Origin of the sequence: Sphingopyxis indica (assembly GCF_900188185.1) — a bacterium.
Classification (GTDB): domain Bacteria; phylum Pseudomonadota; class Alphaproteobacteria; order Sphingomonadales; family Sphingomonadaceae; genus Sphingopyxis; species Sphingopyxis indica.
In genome coordinates, this window is the sequence record NZ_FZPA01000001.1 from 401,599 (window position 1) to 418,607 (window position 17,009).

Here is a 17,009-nt window from a genome sequence, read left to right on the forward strand (position 1 = left end):
GATGGACGAGGATCTGCCGCTCGACTTCGAAATTGCCCCGGCGGCGGCAGAGCGCGACGAAGCGCTGCAAATCAGCCTCGAAAGCTGGGAAGGGCCGCTCGACCTGCTGCTGACGCTCGCGCGCGGGCAGAAGGTCGATCTTCGGCAGATTTCGATCCTCGCACTCGTCGAGCAATATCTGGCCTTCATTGCCGAGATGCGCGCGCTGAAGCTCGAGGTCGCGGCCGATTATCTGGTGATGGCGGCGTGGCTCGCTTACCTCAAATCGGCGCTGTTGCTGCCCAAGGACCCCGAGGCCGAGCCGTCGCCCGACGAGCTCGCGCTGCGGCTGCAACTCAGGCTCCAGCGGCTCGCGGCGATGCGCGAGGCGGCGGCGCGGCTCCTCGCGCGCGACCGCCTCGGCCGCGACGTGTTCGCGCGCCCGAAGCCCGAAGGTCTGCACGAGGTTCGCGTGCGGCGCTGGGACGCGAGCCTTTACGACCTTCTCTCGGCCTATGGGCGGGTCAAGCTGCGCACCGAGCCGGTGATCCATATGGTGTCGCGGCGTCCGGTGGTGACGCTCGACGCCGCGCTGCATCATCTCGAGCGGCTGATCGGGGTGAAGCTCGACTGGACCGAACTTTCCGCTTTCCTGCCGTCCGATTACGACGGCCCGCTGCGCCGCTCGGCGATCGCGTCGAGCTTCCTCGCCGCGCTCGAACTCGCGCGGCAGGGGCGGGTCGAGCTGAAACAGGACGGTGCATTCGAACCGCTCTATCTGAAGGCGCCTTCCGCATGACCCCGATCGACGACACCGAACGCGCCATCGAGGCGATGCTGTTCGCGAGCGACGAACCGCTTGACGCACGCCAGGTCGCGGCGCGGCTCGGCGATACGATGACGCCGGGGGACGTCCGCGCGATCATTCAGGCGATCGCCGCGCGCCACGCGGGGAGCGGGATCGAACTCGTCGAGCGCGGCGGGCACTGGCATTTCCAGACCCCTGCCGATCTGGCGCATCTGCTGCGCAGGGAGCGCGACGATCCGCGCAAGCTGTCGCGCGCGGCGTCGGAGGTGCTCGCGATTATCGCCTATCACGAGCCGGTGAGCCGCGCCGAGATCGAGGCGATCCGCGGGGTGCAGACCTCGAAGGGAACGCTCGACGTGCTGATGGAGGCCGAATGGATCGCGCCCGCGGGGCGGCGCGAGGTGCCGGGGCGGCCGCTGACCTATAAGACCACCGACGCTTTTTTGCAGCATTTCGGCCTTACCAGCCGCAAGGATTTGCCGGGAATCGAGGATCTGCGGGCCGCCGGCCTGCTCGACCCGGTCGATCTCGCCTTCGAAGAGGCGATGGGCGAGCTGGAGTTGGTCAAGGACGGCGAAGAAGAATAGTTATTTCGCCAGCTCGCGCGTGCAATCGCGATCGTCTGCCCCTATATGGGCGGCGCAAGGAGATAATTGATGGGTGGTTTGAGCATCTGGCACTGGCTGATCGTCGGAATCCTCGTCCTGCTGCTGTTCGGCAAGGGACGCTTTTCCGACATGATGGGCGACGTCGCCAAGGGTATCAAAAGCTTCAAGAAGGGCATGTCGGAAGACGAGGAGACGCCCCCGTCGCCCGCACCGCGGCAGATCGAGGGGCAGCGCGCGCCCGACGTTCCGCCGGCCGCGACTCCGGCCCCGACCGCCGAGACGGATCGCCGCTGAGCCACGTTCCGTCCGCAAGCACAGGTTGAAGCATGTTCGATGTCGCGCCGACCGAGTTGCTGCTCGTCGTGGTAGTGGCGCTGGTCGTCATCGGTCCCAAGGATCTGCCCAAGGCGATGCGCTTCGTCGGCAAATGGGTCGGCAAGGCGCGCGGCATGGCGCGCCACTTCCGCGCCGGGCTCGACACGATGATGCGCGAGGCCGAGCTCGAGGAGCTCGAAAAGCAGTGGCGCGAACAGAATGAGGCGATCATGCGCGAATTTCCGCGCATCGACGAGGCCGACAATCCGGCGATGATCCCCGCGACGACCCCGCCGCAGGACAGCAAGCCCGCCGAGGGCGAGGTGCCGGCGGAGGCAAGCGGGGACGACGAGGCGCCTGCCGAACCCGCGCCCGAAACGCACGCCGTGCCGCCGAAGGACGGGCCGCTGCCGTGACCGACGACACGATAGCAACCACCGAGGACGAGGACGGTGCCGGCGGCAAGATGCCGCTGCTCGACCATCTGATCGAGCTGCGCTCGCGCCTGCTGAAGTCGCTGGTCGCGATCGCGCTCTGCTTTGGCGTGTGCCTCTATTTCGCGCGGCCGATTTTCGGCATTCTCGTCCACCCGCTGCTCGCGGCGGGGCAGGGCAAGCTCATCTATACGCAATTGTTCGAGGCCTTTTTCGTCGAGATCAAGGTCGCGCTGTTCGCGGCGATGATGCTCGCCTTTCCGGTGATTGCGAACCAGCTGTGGAAATTCGTCGCGCCCGGCCTCTATCGCAAGGAGCGGCGCGCGCTGCTGCCCTTTCTCTTCGCGACGCCGGTGCTGTTCGCGATCGGCGCCTGTTTCGCTTATTTCATCACCGTGCCGCTCGCGCTCAAATTCCTGCTCGGCTATCAGGGCGAGGTCGGCGGAGTGACGCAGGAGGCGCTGCCCTCGGTCGGCAATTACCTGAGCTTCATCATGCAGTTCATCATGGCGTTCGGCATCGCTTTCCTGCTGCCGATCCTGCTGATGCTGATCGAGCGCGCGGGCCTCGTATCGCGCGAACAGCTGATTTCGGCGCGCCGCTATATGATCGTCGCCGCCTTCGCGATCGCCGCGGTCGCGACGCCGCCCGACATTTTGAGCCAGTTCCTGCTCGCGGTGCCGCTGATCCTGCTCTACGAAATGTCGATATTCGCCATCTGGTTCACGCGGCGGCGCGAAAAGCGCGTGGCCGAAGCGGCCGAATAGGCGGCCAGGCAGAGGCGATCCTATCCGTTGCGATACGGGTGCATTTCGGACGGGGGAGGACGCCTCCTCTCCTTGCCGTCATGCTGAACTCCTTTGGCGATTATTCCCTTCGCATCCGGATTTCGTCATTGCGAGCGAAGCGAAGCAATCCAGAGTGTGCGTAAACCGCTCTGGATTGCTTCGCTTCGCTCGCAATGACGGGGCATATGGATGCAATAGAGATAATCGCCAAACAAGGTCGGGGTGACGAAGACTGTGAGCGCTGCCTCCAGTCGAAAGCGCTCGCGTTTTGAAAGACCATGACCCCCAAAACAAAACAGGCGCCCGGAGAGGAGCGCCTGTCGAACCTCGCGAAGAGGTATAGGGTAAGAACGTATCGCGATCAGTGAATCGCGTCGCTTCCCGCCTGACCGACCGACTCGATGTCGCGACCGGCACCTTTGACGGTGTTGCAAGCCGTAACCAGAAAGCTTGCCATCAGGGCGAGCAGAATTACGCGGAAACTCGTCATCTTTCACCTCTCACAGGAATTTTTAGCAAAATGGCCCGGCTCGCTTCGAGGGGGGGGAGGGAATGCGGGCCGGGCCAATGTTGCTGAGCAGCGCTGCGGGGGGGCGATGACCGCTGCTCGAAGGGGAAACACCTCTGCGCGCCGATAAGTTCCCGAAAAAAATTCGAGTGATGCATTTTTTTTGAGAATCTTTTGAATCGCTTGGAATCAGGAGCTTTATTTTCAGAGGCTGGTGAGGCCGCTGGCCACTGCGAGCCCCAGAAAGGCAAGGAAACCCATCGAATCGGTGGTCATCGTCACGAAGATCGAACTGGCGACCGCGGGGTCCTGATCGAGCCGGTCGAGGAGGAGCGGGATCGCGACTCCGGCGACCCCCGCGACGAAGATATTGACGATCATCGCCGCGGCAATCACCCCGCCGAGTCCGGGATTGGCGAACCAGAGCGCGGTGCCGCTGCCGGCGATCAGCGCGATCGTGCCGCCGTTCAGCAGCGCGATCTTCATTTCGCGCCACACCGCGCGCCAGCTGTTCGAATCGGTGAGCTGGTTCATCGCGAGCGCGCGCACGGTGACCGCCAGCGTCTGCGTTCCCGCATTGCCGCCGACCCCCGCGACGATCGGCATCAGCGCGGCGAGCGCGACCATATGCTCGATCGCGCCGCCGAACAGCCCGACGATCGTCGAGGCGACGAGCGCGGTGCCGAGATTGGCGACGAGCCAGCGCACGCGCGCGCTGTAGGTTTCGCGGATCGGCTCGTTTATGTCGCCGTCGCCGGCACCCGACAGGCGGAGGATGTCCTCGCCCGCCTCTTCCTGAATGATGTGGACGATGTCGTCGACCGTGATCATGCCGACGAGCCGCCCCGCCTTGTCGACCACCGCGGCCGAGATCAGCGCATATTTCTGAAAGCGCAGCGCAACCTCTTCCTGATCCATGTCGACCGGGATCAGCGTCTGTTCGCGCTGCATCACGTCGCTGATCGCGATGTCGCGCGGGGTGCGCAATATCCAGCTGAGCTGGCAGGTGCCGATCGGGCGGTGCATCGGATCGACGACGAAGATTTCCCAGAAATCGGGGGTCAGATCCTGATCTTCGCGCAGCCGGTCGATGACGTCGCCGACGGTGACATGTTCGGGCACCGCGACATATTCGCGCTGCATCAGGCGCCCGGCGGTCTCCTCGGGGAAGGAAAGGGCGTCCTGAATCGCCGCGCGGTCCTCCGGATCGAGCGCGTCGAGGACCGCCTGCTGCTCGTCCTCCTCCATATCCTCGATGATCGCGACGGCGTCGTCGGTATCGAGTTCGGAGGCGATTTCGGCGACCTGTTCGGGCGCGAGCAGGTCGATCAGCCGCTCGCGCACATAATCGTTCATCTCGGCGAGCACATCGGGCGAGAGGAGGTCGCCGAGCACCGAGGCGAGGAGCGGACGGTCCTCGTCCGAGACGAGTTCGAAGAGGTCGGCGATGTCGGCGGGGTGGAGGCGGCCGACGCGTTCGCGCGCCGCCTCATGCTCGCCGGCTTCGGCAAGGTCGATCACGTCGCGGACGAATTCGGGCTTCAGCCGGTCGTCCTCGTCGAGTTCGGTGTCGGGGGGCGCGGCGTCGCGCTCATGATCGAAATCCTCGTCGACCATAAGCTCTTCGGGGGGCAGGGAATCTTCGCGTTTGTCCATCGCGGACCTCCCTGTCGTGGCCGGCGAACCGGCCTGCTGAACCCACCTCTCCCCTAGTCGTGCCGCCCGGGCTTGGCAACGCTCCGCCGCTCGGCGCGGGCAATTAATGCGTGGCTTTGGCGCCCGGCGCGGCTATGGCACCGGCAAATCCAACCAGAGGAGCTTTCCCATGTCCGACCAGACCCTGACCCTGTCGCTGTCGACGGGCGATGTCGTCATCCGCCTGCGCCCCGACCTTGCCCCCCAGCATGTCGAGCGCATCACAACGCTCGCCAAGGACGGCTTTTACGACGGCGTCGTCTTTCACCGCGTGATCGACGGCTTCATGGCGCAGGGCGGCGACCCGACGGGCACCGGCATGGGCGGCAGCCAGCTTCCCGACCTTGCGGCCGAGTTCAACAGCGAGCCGCATGTGCGCGGCGTTTGTTCGATGGCGCGCGCGATGAACCCGAACAGCGCGAACAGCCAGTTCTTCATCTGCTTCGACGACGCGCGCTTCCTCGACAATCAATATACCGTCTGGGGCGAAGTGATCGAAGGCATGGAAAATGTCGACGCGCTGCCCAAGGGCGAGCCGCCGGCGAACCCGGGGAAGATCGTCAAGGCGACGGTTTCGTAAAGGGCCGATTACCCCCTCCTCTTCAGAGGAGGGGCTTTATTGTCCGCTCACTCCCCCACAAATCCGTTCAGCCGCTCGCAGGCGGCGATCCAGTCTTCCTTGAAGGCCTGGACGACCTGCCCGGCGCCCATCGCTTCGTTCATCAGGCCGACGCCCTGGCCGACCCAATAGGTCGCGAGCACCTTGGCGCCTTCGTGGCCGCCCTCCGACAGCTTGTCGACCTTGCGCAGCGCGGGTTCGCTGACCAGCGATTGCAGCGGCATCGGCAGCGGTTTCGGCGCGCCCTCCGCCTCCCACGCGTCGGTCCAGGGCGAGCGGAGCTGGCGCGACGGCTTACCGGTGCGGCTTTTCGAGCGCACCGTGTCGCGCGCGCTCGCGGCGAGCATCTTGTCCTTGACGACCGGGTTCGTCTCGGCCTCGGCGGTGGTCAGCCACACCGATCCGCACCAGGCGCCGTGGGCGCCCATCGCCATCGCCGCCGCCATCTGGCGCCCGGTGACGATGCCGCCCGCGGCAAGGATCGGGGTGGTGTCGCCGATCGCGTCGAGCGCCGCGGCGACTTCGGGGACGAGCACCATCGTCGCGACCTCGCCGCAATGACCGCCCGCTTCGCCGCCCGCGACGACGAGGATGTCGACTCCGGCGCGGACCTGCGCGAGCGCGTGGTCGCGTGTGCCGACGAGCGCCGCGACGGGGACATTATGCCGCTTGCCGAGGTCGAGCATCAGCGGCGGCGGGACGCCGAGCGCGTTGGCGATCAGCTTGATCGGGTGGCGGAAGGCGACTTCGAGCAGCTTCGCCGCGCCTTCCTCGTGCATATTGTCGCCGAAGCTCTGCCGCGCCGCCATTGCATCGTCGAGTCCCTCTGCATCGACGCCGAATTTTTCGAGCACGCCGGCGGCGAAGCCACGGTGCGTTTCGGGAATCTGCGGCGCGCCCGCGGCGGGCGCCTCGCCCTTGCCCGCGAAGCTGTTGGGGACGATCAGGTCGACGCCATAGGGGCGCCCGCCGATATGGCCGTCGATCCACGCCAGCTCTTCCTCGAGCCGCTCGGGCGGCAGCGCGGCGGCGCCGAACACACCCATGCCGCCCGCCTTCGACACCGCGACGACGACGTCGCGGCAGTGCGAAAAGGCGAGCAGCGGAAATTCGATGCCGAGCATGGCGCAGATGGGCGATTGCATAGTTCGTCTCCCGTTTCCCCAGCTCGTCATTGCGAACCCGGCAAAGCCGGGTGAAGCAATCCAGAGCGGTTTACGCGCACTCTGGATTGCGGCGTCGCCTTCGGCTCCTCGCAACGACGAAGGCTGGGCTTGTTTCGGCAGCCATGTCAGCGACAGTTGACGTAAACGTCAAGTTGATTTGCGCCGGCCAGCCTTTATCGCGGGGGCCATGACCGAATTTACGCTCCCCGGCCTCGACCTCGACGCCTTCGTCCGCGCCACGCTTGCCGAGGATCTCGGCAGCGGCGGCGACATCACGTCGCTGGCGGTGATCCCCGCCGATGCGCGGTTCGAGGGGGTGATGGACAGCCGCGACGCGATCACCGTCGCGGGGCTGCCGATCGCCGAGCGTTTCTTTCGCGCGCTCGACCCGGCGATGGCGATCGAGATTTTGGTCGAGGAAGGCGAGGGGGTGACCGCAGGCACCGACCTGATGCGCCTGTCGGGCAATGCGCGCGCGATGCTGACCGCCGAACGCTCGGCGCTCAACACGGTGCAGCATCTGTCGGGAATCGCGACGCTGACGCGCCGCTATGTCGACGCGCTGGGCGGCGCGGCGACCCTGCTCGACACGCGCAAGACGATTCCGGGTCTGCGCGTTCTGGAAAAATATGCGACGCGGATGGGCGGCGCGACCAATCACCGCATGGGGCTTTGGGATGCGGCGATGATCAAGGACAATCATGTCGCGGTCGCGGGATCGGTCGAGGAAGCCGCGCGGCGCGCGGTCGCGGCGGGGATCGAGACTATCATCGTCGAGGTCGACCGCGTCGATCAGGTCGAACCCGCGCTCGGTGCGGGTGCGACGCATCTGCTGCTCGACAATATGGGTTTGGAGGATCTGCGCAAGTCGGTCGCCATCGTCGCGGGCCGCGTGCCGGTCGAAGCGTCGGGCGGCGTGACGCTGGAAACGATCGGCGCGATCGGGGCCACGGGCGTGACCTATGTTTCGGTCGGACGATTGACGCAATCGGCGCCGGCCGCCGACATCGGGCTCGATTTTGCGCTGGCCTAGCCTCGCCGCATTGGCGCTGCTGCTTGCGCCCACCGCCGCCCACGCGCAGGCGCTGGCGTGCAAGGCGCCCGAGCGGCTGCCGGTGCCGCGCACCGAAAAGCCGCCGCGCGGCGAACCCGTGCGCAAGACGAAGATCGGCGGCTATCTGCTCAGCATGAGCTGGTCGCCGCAGCATTGCGCGAGCGTGCGCGATCCGAAAGGTGCGCGCGATCGCTTCCAATGTTCGGGCGAGGATGGCCGCTTCGGCTGGGTGCTGCACGGGCTGTGGCCCGAGGCCGACGGCCCCGCCTATCCGCAGTGGTGCCGTCCGGCGAAGATCGTCCCCGCGCCGGTGCTGCGCCGGCATATGTGCATGACGCCGTCGGCGCAGCTGTTGCAGCACGAATGGGCGAAGCACGGCACCTGCATGAGTCCGCATCCCGCCGCTTATTTCCGCGCCGCCGAAATATTGTTCGGCGCGGTGCGCTTTCCCGACATGAAGGCGCTCGCGGCGTCGCCGCAGACCGCGGGGTCGATCCGCCGCGCCTTTGCCGAGGTCAATCCGGGAATCGCCGCGCCGATGATCGCGGTCGCGGTCGATCGCAAGGGCTGGCTCGACGAAGTGCGCCTGTGTCTCGGCGCGCGGATGCGGCCGCAGCGCTGCAAGCCTTTTCAGGCCGGCGCGGGCGATCGCCGCCCGGTCCGGGTGCGGCCGATGCCGCGTTAAGCCGCCTTGCCTCTCGCGTCCCGCACCGGGACAGGCGCCGCGTTAACGCATTTCTAACCTTACCACTTCGTAAAGACGCGCCTAGCTTTGGGGCATGGATGGACTCGACCCCGAAGACCGCGTCGACATTCGTGGACTGATACGCGCGCACGGCGCCCGCCAGCTCGCGATCGCCCGGCTGAGCGCTCCCGCCGACTGGGCCGGCGAACTCCGCCGCAAGCTTGCCGAAGAGCGAAAGCCGCAGCCGATGTTCGCGAGCAGCAGCGACATCCGCCTGTTCGCCGAGAGTTTCGCGATCTTCTTCACCGCGACGATGATGTTTTTGCTCTGACCGCGGGCGTCAATCGCAGGCGCGGTGGAGCTGGACCGCGAGCCAGGCCGAGATCACGCACATCACGGCGCTCATCAACAGCTGGTCGACGACGCCGATGCCGGCGATGCTGAGGCCGAGCGCGAGCAGCGAACCCGCGACCATCGCGCCCGAATTGACGATATTGTTCGCCGCGACCGTGCGCGCGGTCTGGTCCTTCGGCACCGTCGTGGTGAGGAAGGCATAGAGCGGGACCACGAACATGCCGCCGCTGACCGCGATGCCGAGCAGCGCCGCGAGCAGCGGGACGACGTCGGCGTGGCCCAGAAAGCCGCCGATGCCGTACATCGCGCCGGTCGGGTCATGCTCCCAGCCGCGGCATACCCAATAGAAGGCGAGCACGAACAGCCCCATCACGATTACGCTCGCCGGGCTGTAGCGCGCCGACACTTCGCCCTTGAGCAGCCGGTTGACCGCGACCGAGCCGATCGCGATCCCGATCGAAAAGACCGCGAGGAACAGGCTCGCGACGCTCTTGTCGGCGTGGAGGATATTCTTCACCAGCGGCGGGAACTGGATGAACAGCACCGCGCCGATCGTCCAGAAGAAGCTGATCGACAGGATTGCGAGATAGAGGCGCGGAATGTGCATCGTCGCGCGGACGAGCGTGATCGACGAGCGGATGATGTGCCAGTCGATCCCCGTTTCTTCATGCTCGGGCGGCGCGGGGGGAACCTGCCGGCCGGTCCAATAGCCCGCAGCGGCGACGAGGACGACGCCGAGCGCCGCCCATTCGACGTCGATCACGCCCGCGAGGATCGTGCCCGCGAGGATCGCGATATAGGTTCCCGCCTCGACCAGCCCGGTGCCCGCGAGCACCTCGTCGCGGTGCAGATGCTGCGGCAGAATCGCATATTTGATCGGGCCGAAGAAGGTCGAATGGACGCCCATCGCGAACAGCGCGAGCATCATCAGCGGGATCGCGGCCAGATGCACGGCCCAGCCCATCCACGCGAGAATCAGCCCGCCGCCGCCGACGAGCATGATCAATATCTCGCAGAATTTGATGATGCGGATGATCCGTGCCTTGTCGCGCGTGTCGGCGAGCTGTCCCGAGAGCGCCGACAGCAGGAAGAAGGGCAGGATGAAGAGCGCGGTCGCGACGGCGCTGAACAGCGTTTCCGAAGCCTCGTCGTTGAAGACGCCATAGACCACGAACAGCACCATCGCATTCTTGAACAGATTGTCGTTGAACGCGCCGAGAAGCTGGGTGACGAACAGCGGCAGGAAGCGGCGGCGGCCCAGCAGCGAAAAGGAGCCGGTCATCCGCGGTCCACTCGGTTCAGATACATTCGGTCACCATGCTAGGCTGAAGGTCCATGGACCCTAAGGCAATTCGGTTGTCGCCCGGGGGGCTTATCGGCTAGGGCAGATGGGGTCAAAGCCCATTTGGGGCCAAAAATGCCGCATCGCGGGAATCAGGGGTCATGCTGAGCCTTCCGAACATTTTGACGCTGTCGCGAATCCTGGCGGTGCCGATCCTGCTCTTCCTCCTTTGGCCCGGCGCGGTGGAGAGCCCGGGGCACCAGCCGCTGCCGATCGACTATGCCGTCGCCTTTGCGCTTTACTGCCTGATGGGGATTACCGATTATTTCGACGGCTATGTCGCGCGCGCGCGCGGCACCGTGTCGCGGCTCGGCATCTTTCTCGACCCGATCGCCGACAAGATCATGATCGCGGCGGTGATCCTGCTGCTCGTCTTCACGCGCGACATCGACGGCTGGCATGTGATTGCCGCACTGGTCATTCTGCTGCGCGAGATCATCGTGTCGGGCCTGCGCGAATTCCTCGCGACCTTGCAGGTGTCGATGCCGGTGACGCAGCTTGCCAAATGGAAGACGACCTTTCAGCTCGTCGCGTTCGGTGCGCTGATCCTCGCAGGCGCGCTGCCCGCGATGGCGTGGATCAAGACCGTCGGCCTCGCCTCGCTGTGGGGCGCGGCGGTGCTGACGCTGGTCACCGGCTGGGACTATCTGCGCGTCGGCCTGAAACATATGGATTGATCCGATGGCGCTCGAAATCGTCTATTTCGCCTGGGTTCGCGAGCGCATGGGGATGGCGGCGGAAACGGTCGAGCTGCCGGCGGGGGTCGCGACGGTCGGCGATCTGGTGCGCTGGCTCGCGGCGCGCGACGAACGTGGCGCGCGCGCCTTTGCCGAGCCGCAGCGGATACGCGCGGCGATGGGCGGCGCGATGGTCGGCCCCGATGCGGCGATCGGCGATGCCGGCGAGGTCGCGCTGTTCCCGCCGGTGACGGGCGGATGATCCGCGTTTCGGTCGGGGCGGCGGCGATCGACGTCGCGGCCGAATATGCCGCGCACGACTCCGGCGGGCATGGTGCGAGCGCGAGCTTCGTCGGGCGCGTGCGCGGCGCTGGCGGGCTTGCCGAACTGTTCCTCGAACATCATCCGCTGCTGACCGAGCGCGGGCTGGTCGCGCTTGCCGAGGAAGCCGCGGCGCGCTGGAACCTCGCCGCGCTGACGCTGATCCACCGCGTCGGCGCGATGGCGCCGGGCGACACGATCGTTCTTGTCCTCGCGAGCAGCCGCCACCGCGCTGAGGCGCTGGCGGCGTGCGAATTTCTGATCGACCGGCTGAAGACCGACGTGATGCTGTGGAAGCGCGAGACCTTCGCGGATGGGCGCGTGGCCTGGGTCGAGGAACGCGGCAGCGACCGCGCGCGGGCGGAGCGGTGGGACTGAACCTCCCGTCATTGCGAGCGAAGCGAAGCAATCCAGAGTAGCGCAAACCGTTCTGGATTGCTTCGCTTCGCTCGCAATGACGAGCTTTGCTATTTCGCCCGATGCTTCCTGAAAATATCGGCGAGCATCCGGAATTCGTCGGCGCGCGGGCTGCCCTTGCGCCAGACGAGCGCGATCGTGCGCCAGTCATGGTCTGAATCGAGCGGGCGTGTGTCGATGTCGGTATGGTCGAGGATGCCCGCCTCGATCGCCATTTGCGGCAGCATCGTGATGCCGAGGCCGTTGTCGACCATCTGGACGAGCGTGTGGAGCGAGGTGCCCATCATCCGCGCCCCGGCGCGCAGCTCGGGACGGTTGCACGCCGCGAGCGCATGATCCTTCAGGCAATGCCCATCCTCGAGCATCAGCATCTGCGCGGGGTCGAGCTGGTCGGCGCTGACCATCGCGGGGAGGTCTTCGGATTGCTCGCCGGGAAAGGCGACAAAGAGCGCGTCGTCGAACAGATTTTCGGCCTCGACGTCGCCGCACGCATAGGGAAGCGCGAGGAGCACGCAGTCGACCTGCCCGTGATGGAGCGATTCGCACGCCTGCGCGCTCGGCTCTTCGCGCAGGAAGAGCTTGAGCGACGGGCGCTCCTTGCGCAGCCGCGGCAAGAGGTCGGGGAGGAGGAAGGGGGCGATCGTCGGGATCACGCTCATACGCAGTTCGCCGACGAGCGGCGCGGCGGCGGCGGCGGCCATGTCGGCAAGCTCCTCGGCCTCGCGCAGCACGCGATGCGCCTTTTCGACGATCGCATTGCCGAGCGTCGTGAAGCGCACGACCCGCCGCGTGCGCTCGACGAGCGTCTGGCCGAGTAATGTCTCAAGCTCGCGGATGCCCGCCGACAAGGTCGACTGGGTGACGTTGCACGCATCGGCGGCGCGGCCGAAATGACCATGTTCGTGGAGCGCGACGAGATATTGCATCTGCTTCAGGGACGGGAGGTAGTTGTGCATTGATCGGATATAGCAATCATACGGGTGTATTTGAATAACCCCGTCGATAAGAATCTTGGCGGAAGCCCACCACGCATGTAACGTCACCCGAGGGGGGCTGTATGGCGGTTTCGCGATTTCTGATCGGCGGCGTGGCAAGCGCGCTGCTGCTGACCGGCGGCGTGTTCCTGTGGCAGGGTCTGAGCCGCGATGCCGAGGTGCGCGCGATGCCCGATCCGCCGCCCGCCTTGCCCGAAATTCCGGTCGCAGGGGCGAATGCGCCGAAGCGCGGCGCGGCGCCGCCCGAGCTTCCCGAGGCCAGGGCCGAGACGCGCGAGGAGCGGCGCTTCAACCGTTACGACCGCGACCGCAACGAGCGGATCAGCCGCGTCGAGATGCTGTCGACGCGCACCGCGGCCTTTCGCAAGCTCGACAAGAATGGCGACAATCTGCTGAGCTTCGAGGAATGGGCGGTGACGACGAGCGACCGCTTTGCGGGCGCCGACACCGATAAGTCGGGCGACCTGACCCGCGCCGAGTTTGCAACGACCGCGCCGAAGCGGACGGTAAAGCCGAAGTGTAGCTGTTGAGGAATTGGGGCTCGGGCGGAGTGGCTGGAAACGACCGATAGCGACGATCGGCATTTCATAACCTTGTCATTCCCGCGAAAGCGGGAATCCAGAGCGTGCGTCGGCTGGCTCCACACTGGATTCTCGCTTTCGCGGGAATGACAAAGAGAGAGGGAGGGCCGCTCTCCGCCCCAAAACGGCCGTCCGAGGCGTGCCGGCCCCGGCAGCCCACCCCTAAGCCGCAACGCCCTCCGCGACCTTGATCCACTCCGCCAGCGCCGCGCGCGCGCGCTGCGTGTAGCCCAGCTTGCGGTCCTTCTTGCGGACATCGTCGGCGAGCGGGGGAAAGAGGCCGAAATTGACGTTCATCGGCTGATAGCTCGCGGCGTCGGCGCCGCCGGTGATGTGGCCGAGCAGCGCGCCGAGGGCGGTTTCGGGCGGCGGCGGGGGCAGGGGGCGGCCCGCGAGTTCGGCGGCGGCGAAGCGCGCGGCGACGAGGCCGATCGCGGCGCTTTCGACATAGCCTTCGCAGCCGGTGATCTGACCCGCAAAGCGGATATGCGGCGCCGACTTCAGGCGGAGCTGCTCGTCGAGCAATTCGGGCGAGCGGATGAAGCTGTTGCGGTGGAGCCCGCCGAGCCGTGCGAACTCGGCCTTTTCGAGGCCGGGGATGGTGCGGAACAGCTCGACCTGCGCGCCGTGCTTCAGCTTGGTCTGGAAGCCGACCATGTTCCACAATGTGCCGAGCGCATTGTCCTGGCGGAGCTGCACCACCGCATAGGGCCAGCGGCCGGTGCGCGGATTGTCGAGGCCGACGCCCTTCATCGGCCCGAAGCGCAAGGTTTCGACCCCGCGCTCGGCCATCACCTCGATCGGCATGCAGCCCTCGAAATAGGGGGTGTCCTTTTCCCAGTCCTTGAAGTCGGTCTTTTCGCCGTCGATCAGGCCTTGGACAAAGGCGTGATATTGATCCTTGTCCATCGGGCAGTTGATATAATCCTTGCCGTCGCCGATCGGCCCGACCTTGTCCCAGCGGCTCGCCATCCACGCGACGTCCATGTCGATGCTGTCGCGATAGACGATCGGCGCGATGGCGTCGAAAAAGGCGAGCGAATCCTTGCCCGTCGCCGCGCCGATGCTCTCTGCAAGGCTTGCGGCGGTGAGGGGGCCGGTGGCGACGATCGTCATGCCCTCGGCGGGCAGCGTATCGACGCGCTCGCGCACGATGGTGACGTTGGGATGCTCGGTGAGCGCGCGGGTGACGCCGCCCGAGAAGAGGTCGCGGTCGACCGCGAGCGCCGAGCCCGCGGGCACCTTGGTCGCGTCGGCCTCGCGCATGATCAGCGAGCCGAGCGTCCGCATCTCGCGGTGGAGAAGGCCGACGGCATTGCTGTCGCCGTCGTCGCTGCGAAAGCTGTTCGAGCAGACCATCTCGGCGAGCGTGTCGCCCTGATGCGCCGGGGTGCTGTCGCCGCCGCCGCGCATTTCGGACAGGCGCACGCGATAGCCCGCCTCGGCGAGCTGCCATGCGGCCTCGGACCCCGCGAGCCCGCCGCCGATGATATGGATGTCGTGCGTCATTTACCCTAACCGTTGACTTGCGCTTGATCCGCCGCGCACTAGGCCGGTTGCAGGCAAGATGCAAAGGGGCGGTGGATGAGCGGCAACGGCAATTGGGATCGCGCGCGCTGGCTGTGGGCGCTCGCGCTGGTCGGCGGGATCAGCTTTTTCGCGGCGGTCCTGCAGCGCTGGGACGGTCCGGCGATCTGGGCGTGGAAGGCGAGCGGGGTCGGCCTGCTCGCGCTGTGGGCGGCGGCCAATGCACGGGGGCGCTTCGGCTGGATGATCGCCGCGGTGATGGCGCTCGGCGCGCTCGGCGACTGGCTGCTCGACGCGGCCGGGATGATGGCGGGGGCGGCGGCCTTCGCCGCGGGGCATCTGGTCGCGATCGCGCTCTACCTCGGCAAAAAGCGGGCGCGGCTCAGCGGATCGCAGGCGTTGCTCGCCCTTGTCACCGTGCCGCTCGCGCTGCTGATCGCTTGGGGGCTGACGCGCGGGGTCGAGGGCATCGGCGCGGCGATCGGCTACACCGCAGTGGTCGCGGCGATGGCGGCGAGCGCGTGGGTCAGCCGCTTTCCGCGCTATCGCACCGGCATCGGCGCGATGCTGTTCCTCGCGAGCGACCTGTTCATCTTTGCCGGCGAAGGCGGCGCGCTGTCGCACGACATCACGCGCTGGCTCGTCTGGCCGCTCTACTTCACCGGACAGGCGCTGATCGCATGGGGCGTCGTCGCGACGTTGAGCCGCGAAGCTGTTGCGCCGGTCAGCTAGCCGCCGCCCGAGGGCGGCGCGGCGTCGCCCGCCAGCAGCGCCTCGATATCGGCAACCGGGCGGTCGGTCATCTCCTTGACGTGCTCGCCGGCGAGGCGGCTTGCCACTTCCTTGTGCCACAGCGGGCGCAATTCGCCCATCGTGCGCGCGGGCGCGACAATGACGAGCTGCTCGAAATCTCCGCGCAGCGCCATTGCGTTGACCTTTTCGGCGAGGTCGCGGGCGAAGCGGTCTTCCTCCTGCTGGTGGAAGTCGGGTTCCTCCATCCTATCCTGAAAGCCGCCCGTTCCGCTGGGGCGCCCCGAACGGCCCGCGGGTCCGGTCTTGATCTCGCGATCCATGCGGTCCTCACGCTCGCGGTGACTCGCGGTGCGCAAGTCGATCTGGCCAGTATCGCCGTGGTTGCGCAGGAACAGCGCCTTGCGGCCGTCGGCGACGACAACGAGCGCGTCGTGTTTGAGGGACATGGTCGGGCTCCTTCCTGCGGACAAGAACGCATGGACGCGCCGCGAAGTTTCCCTATCCGTCCCACGCGGCGATCGTCGTGCGGTGGAGCAGGCGGTCGTGGCCGTCGTAGCCGCCGGTCGCACGGTGCAACACCGCGCGATTGTCCCACATCACGAGCATGTTCGGTTCCCACGCATGGCTGTAGCGGAATTCGGCGCGGCCCTGCCATTGCAGCAATTCGTAGAGCAGGGGCAGCGCTTCGGCGTCGTCCATTCCCTCGATACCGATGATATAGCCCGCGCAGCCGAACAGCCCTTCGCGGCCGGTTTCGGGATGCGCGCGGATCAGCGGATGGCGCTGCGTCGCCATCGCTTCGTCGCCCGAGCGGATATCCATGCTGCGCCCCTTGTCCTTGGCGCCGTACATGCCCGATGGCGCGTAGCCGCCGCGTGCGCTGTGGATCGCCTGCCTGCCTTCGATGCGCGCGCGCAGGGCATCCGGCATCGCGTCGAGCGCGGCGTGCTGGTTCGCGAATTCGGTGTTGCCGCCGACCGGCGGAATGGTGATCCCGAACAGGCAGGTGCCTGCGGGCGGGCGGGCCTGAAAGCTCCAGTCGCTGTGCCAGTTTTCGGCGAAGAGCGGCGCGGTCTCGTCGGCGCGGCGCCGGACCGCGATGACGTGGCGGCGGCCGGGGATCGGCGCGATGAAAGGATCGTCGCCGAAGTCCCCGAAATAGCGTGTAAAACGCTCAAGATCGTCGTCGCTCATCGCTTGATCGGGGAAGGCGAGGACATGGTGATCGAGCCATGCGGCGCGCAGTTCGGCAACGGTTTCGGGCGCGAGCGGTCGCGTGAGGTCGAGCCCGGTCACGCGCGCGCCGCACGCCTGGCCGCTCGGGATGATCGTCAGCGTCATCGCGCGATGCTGCGCCGAAGGGGAGGGGGCGTCAATGGGTGG

22 protein-coding genes are annotated in these 17,009 nt (G+C 66.7%); 14 read left to right on the forward strand and 8 right to left on the reverse strand.

What is annotated here, in order from left to right:
* Window position 1 precedes the first annotated feature (1 nt).
* The 5 genes from CHB69_RS01805 to tatC all read left to right on the forward strand — a co-directional run bounded on the left by CHB69_RS01805 (window position 2) and on the right by tatC (window position 2,911).
* A complete protein-coding gene (locus CHB69_RS01805) occupies window positions 2–778 on the forward strand; it encodes a segregation and condensation protein A (RefSeq protein WP_089214258.1) in 777 nt (258 codons plus the stop codon).
* Complete coding sequence (gene scpB / locus CHB69_RS01810; protein WP_089214259.1) at window positions 775–1,374, forward strand: SMC-Scp complex subunit ScpB; 600 nt, start codon at window positions 775–777, stop codon at window positions 1,372–1,374. Before CHB69_RS01805 ends, scpB begins: the two co-directional genes overlap by 4 nt.
* A gap of 69 nt (window positions 1,375–1,443) precedes the next feature.
* Entirely contained in the window at window positions 1,444–1,689 is a 246-nt protein-coding gene (locus tag CHB69_RS01815; protein WP_089214260.1) for a twin-arginine translocase TatA/TatE family subunit, read from the forward strand.
* Between the two features lie 32 nt (window positions 1,690–1,721).
* The gene (gene tatB, locus CHB69_RS01820) at window positions 1,722–2,126 is read left to right on the forward strand and encodes a Sec-independent protein translocase protein TatB (RefSeq protein ID WP_089214261.1); all 405 of its coding nucleotides are present in this window, start codon (window positions 1,722–1,724) and stop codon (window positions 2,124–2,126) included.
* 50 nt (window positions 2,127–2,176) lie between these two features.
* Window positions 2,177–2,911 (forward strand): twin-arginine translocase subunit TatC, encoded by a 735-nt coding sequence (gene tatC / locus CHB69_RS01825; RefSeq protein ID WP_089214742.1) that lies wholly within the window; start codon window positions 2,177–2,179, stop codon window positions 2,909–2,911.
* Between the two features lie 382 nt (window positions 2,912–3,293).
* On the opposite strand, the gene CHB69_RS01830 is transcribed toward tatC, so the two are convergent.
* Together CHB69_RS01830 and mgtE are read right to left on the reverse strand one after the other, a co-directional pair.
* On the reverse strand, window positions 3,294–3,422 hold the full coding sequence (locus tag CHB69_RS01830; RefSeq protein ID WP_089214262.1) for an entericidin A/B family lipoprotein: 129 nt from the start codon (window positions 3,420–3,422) through the stop codon (window positions 3,294–3,296).
* 222 nt (window positions 3,423–3,644) lie between these two features.
* Window positions 3,645–5,096, reverse strand: coding sequence for a magnesium transporter (mgtE, locus tag CHB69_RS01835; protein WP_089214263.1), 1,452 nt, complete (start codon window positions 5,094–5,096; stop codon window positions 3,645–3,647).
* A 169-nt stretch (window positions 5,097–5,265) separates the two neighbouring features.
* On the opposite strand from mgtE, the gene CHB69_RS01840 reads away from it, so the two are divergent.
* Window positions 5,266–5,715 (forward strand): peptidylprolyl isomerase, encoded by a 450-nt coding sequence (locus tag CHB69_RS01840; protein ID WP_089214743.1) that lies wholly within the window; start codon window positions 5,266–5,268, stop codon window positions 5,713–5,715.
* Window positions 5,716–5,762: 47 nt separating this feature from the next.
* Here CHB69_RS01840 and CHB69_RS01845 read toward each other — a convergent pair whose 3' ends face one another.
* A complete protein-coding gene (locus CHB69_RS01845) occupies window positions 5,763–6,899 on the reverse strand; it encodes an NAD(P)H-dependent flavin oxidoreductase (protein ID WP_089214264.1) in 1,137 nt (378 codons plus the stop codon).
* A gap of 208 nt (window positions 6,900–7,107) precedes the next feature.
* On the opposite strand from CHB69_RS01845, the gene nadC reads away from it, so the two are divergent.
* The 3 genes from nadC (at window position 7,108) to CHB69_RS01860 (ending at window position 8,990) form a co-directional block, all read left to right on the forward strand.
* Window positions 7,108–7,953, forward strand: coding sequence for a carboxylating nicotinate-nucleotide diphosphorylase (gene nadC / locus CHB69_RS01850; RefSeq protein WP_089214265.1), 846 nt, complete (start codon window positions 7,108–7,110; stop codon window positions 7,951–7,953).
* Between the two features lie 10 nt (window positions 7,954–7,963).
* Window positions 7,964–8,659: a ribonuclease T2 family protein gene (locus tag CHB69_RS01855; protein WP_245836438.1), complete on the forward strand. Its 696-nt coding sequence runs from the start codon at window positions 7,964–7,966 to the stop codon at window positions 8,657–8,659.
* 94 nt (window positions 8,660–8,753) lie between these two features.
* Window positions 8,754–8,990, forward strand: coding sequence for a hypothetical protein (locus CHB69_RS01860; protein WP_089214267.1), 237 nt, complete (start codon window positions 8,754–8,756; stop codon window positions 8,988–8,990).
* A gap of 9 nt (window positions 8,991–8,999) precedes the next feature.
* On the opposite strand, the gene CHB69_RS01865 is transcribed toward CHB69_RS01860, so the two are convergent.
* Window positions 9,000–10,295 (reverse strand): MFS transporter, encoded by a 1,296-nt coding sequence (locus CHB69_RS01865; RefSeq protein ID WP_089214268.1) that lies wholly within the window; start codon window positions 10,293–10,295, stop codon window positions 9,000–9,002.
* Window positions 10,296–10,456: 161 nt separating this feature from the next.
* On the opposite strand from CHB69_RS01865, the gene pgsA reads away from it, so the two are divergent.
* Genes pgsA through CHB69_RS01880 form a run of 3 tightly spaced genes read left to right on the forward strand, consistent with a single transcriptional unit; the run spans window position 10,457 to window position 11,731 of the window.
* On the forward strand, window positions 10,457–11,032 hold the full coding sequence (pgsA, locus tag CHB69_RS01870) for a CDP-diacylglycerol--glycerol-3-phosphate 3-phosphatidyltransferase (RefSeq protein ID WP_089214269.1): 576 nt from the start codon (window positions 10,457–10,459) through the stop codon (window positions 11,030–11,032).
* Between the two features lie 4 nt (window positions 11,033–11,036).
* The gene (moaD, locus tag CHB69_RS01875; protein ID WP_089214270.1) at window positions 11,037–11,294 is read left to right on the forward strand and encodes a molybdopterin converting factor subunit 1; all 258 of its coding nucleotides are present in this window, start codon (window positions 11,037–11,039) and stop codon (window positions 11,292–11,294) included.
* Window positions 11,291–11,731, forward strand: coding sequence for a molybdenum cofactor biosynthesis protein MoaE (locus CHB69_RS01880; RefSeq protein WP_089214271.1), 441 nt, complete (start codon window positions 11,291–11,293; stop codon window positions 11,729–11,731). The genes moaD and CHB69_RS01880 overlap by 4 nt, the downstream gene beginning before the upstream one ends.
* Before the next feature lie 89 nt (window positions 11,732–11,820).
* On the opposite strand, the gene CHB69_RS01885 is transcribed toward CHB69_RS01880, so the two are convergent.
* The gene (locus tag CHB69_RS01885; RefSeq protein WP_089214272.1) at window positions 11,821–12,726 is read right to left on the reverse strand and encodes a hydrogen peroxide-inducible genes activator; all 906 of its coding nucleotides are present in this window, start codon (window positions 12,724–12,726) and stop codon (window positions 11,821–11,823) included.
* Window positions 12,727–12,827: 101 nt separating this feature from the next.
* On the opposite strand from CHB69_RS01885, the gene CHB69_RS01890 reads away from it, so the two are divergent.
* Window positions 12,828–13,295 (forward strand): EF-hand domain-containing protein, encoded by a 468-nt coding sequence (locus CHB69_RS01890; RefSeq protein ID WP_089214273.1) that lies wholly within the window; start codon window positions 12,828–12,830, stop codon window positions 13,293–13,295.
* 213 nt (window positions 13,296–13,508) lie between these two features.
* Here CHB69_RS01890 and trmFO read toward each other — a convergent pair whose 3' ends face one another.
* A complete protein-coding gene (trmFO, locus tag CHB69_RS01895; protein ID WP_089214274.1) occupies window positions 13,509–14,855 on the reverse strand; it encodes a methylenetetrahydrofolate--tRNA-(uracil(54)-C(5))-methyltransferase (FADH(2)-oxidizing) TrmFO in 1,347 nt (448 codons plus the stop codon).
* 75 nt (window positions 14,856–14,930) lie between these two features.
* Here trmFO and CHB69_RS01900 point away from each other — a divergent pair, with 75 nt between their 5' ends.
* Window positions 14,931–15,605 (forward strand): lysoplasmalogenase family protein, encoded by a 675-nt coding sequence (locus tag CHB69_RS01900; RefSeq protein ID WP_089214275.1) that lies wholly within the window; start codon window positions 14,931–14,933, stop codon window positions 15,603–15,605.
* Here CHB69_RS01900 and CHB69_RS01905 read toward each other — a convergent pair.
* Window positions 15,602–16,072 (reverse strand): host attachment family protein, encoded by a 471-nt coding sequence (locus CHB69_RS01905; protein WP_089214276.1) that lies wholly within the window; start codon window positions 16,070–16,072, stop codon window positions 15,602–15,604. The two genes, CHB69_RS01900 and CHB69_RS01905, sit on opposite strands and share 4 nt — an antisense overlap.
* Before the next feature lie 52 nt (window positions 16,073–16,124).
* The gene (locus CHB69_RS01910) at window positions 16,125–16,967 is read right to left on the reverse strand and encodes a TauD/TfdA dioxygenase family protein (RefSeq protein WP_089214277.1); all 843 of its coding nucleotides are present in this window, start codon (window positions 16,965–16,967) and stop codon (window positions 16,125–16,127) included.
* Between the last annotated feature and the right edge of the window lie 42 nt (window positions 16,968–17,009).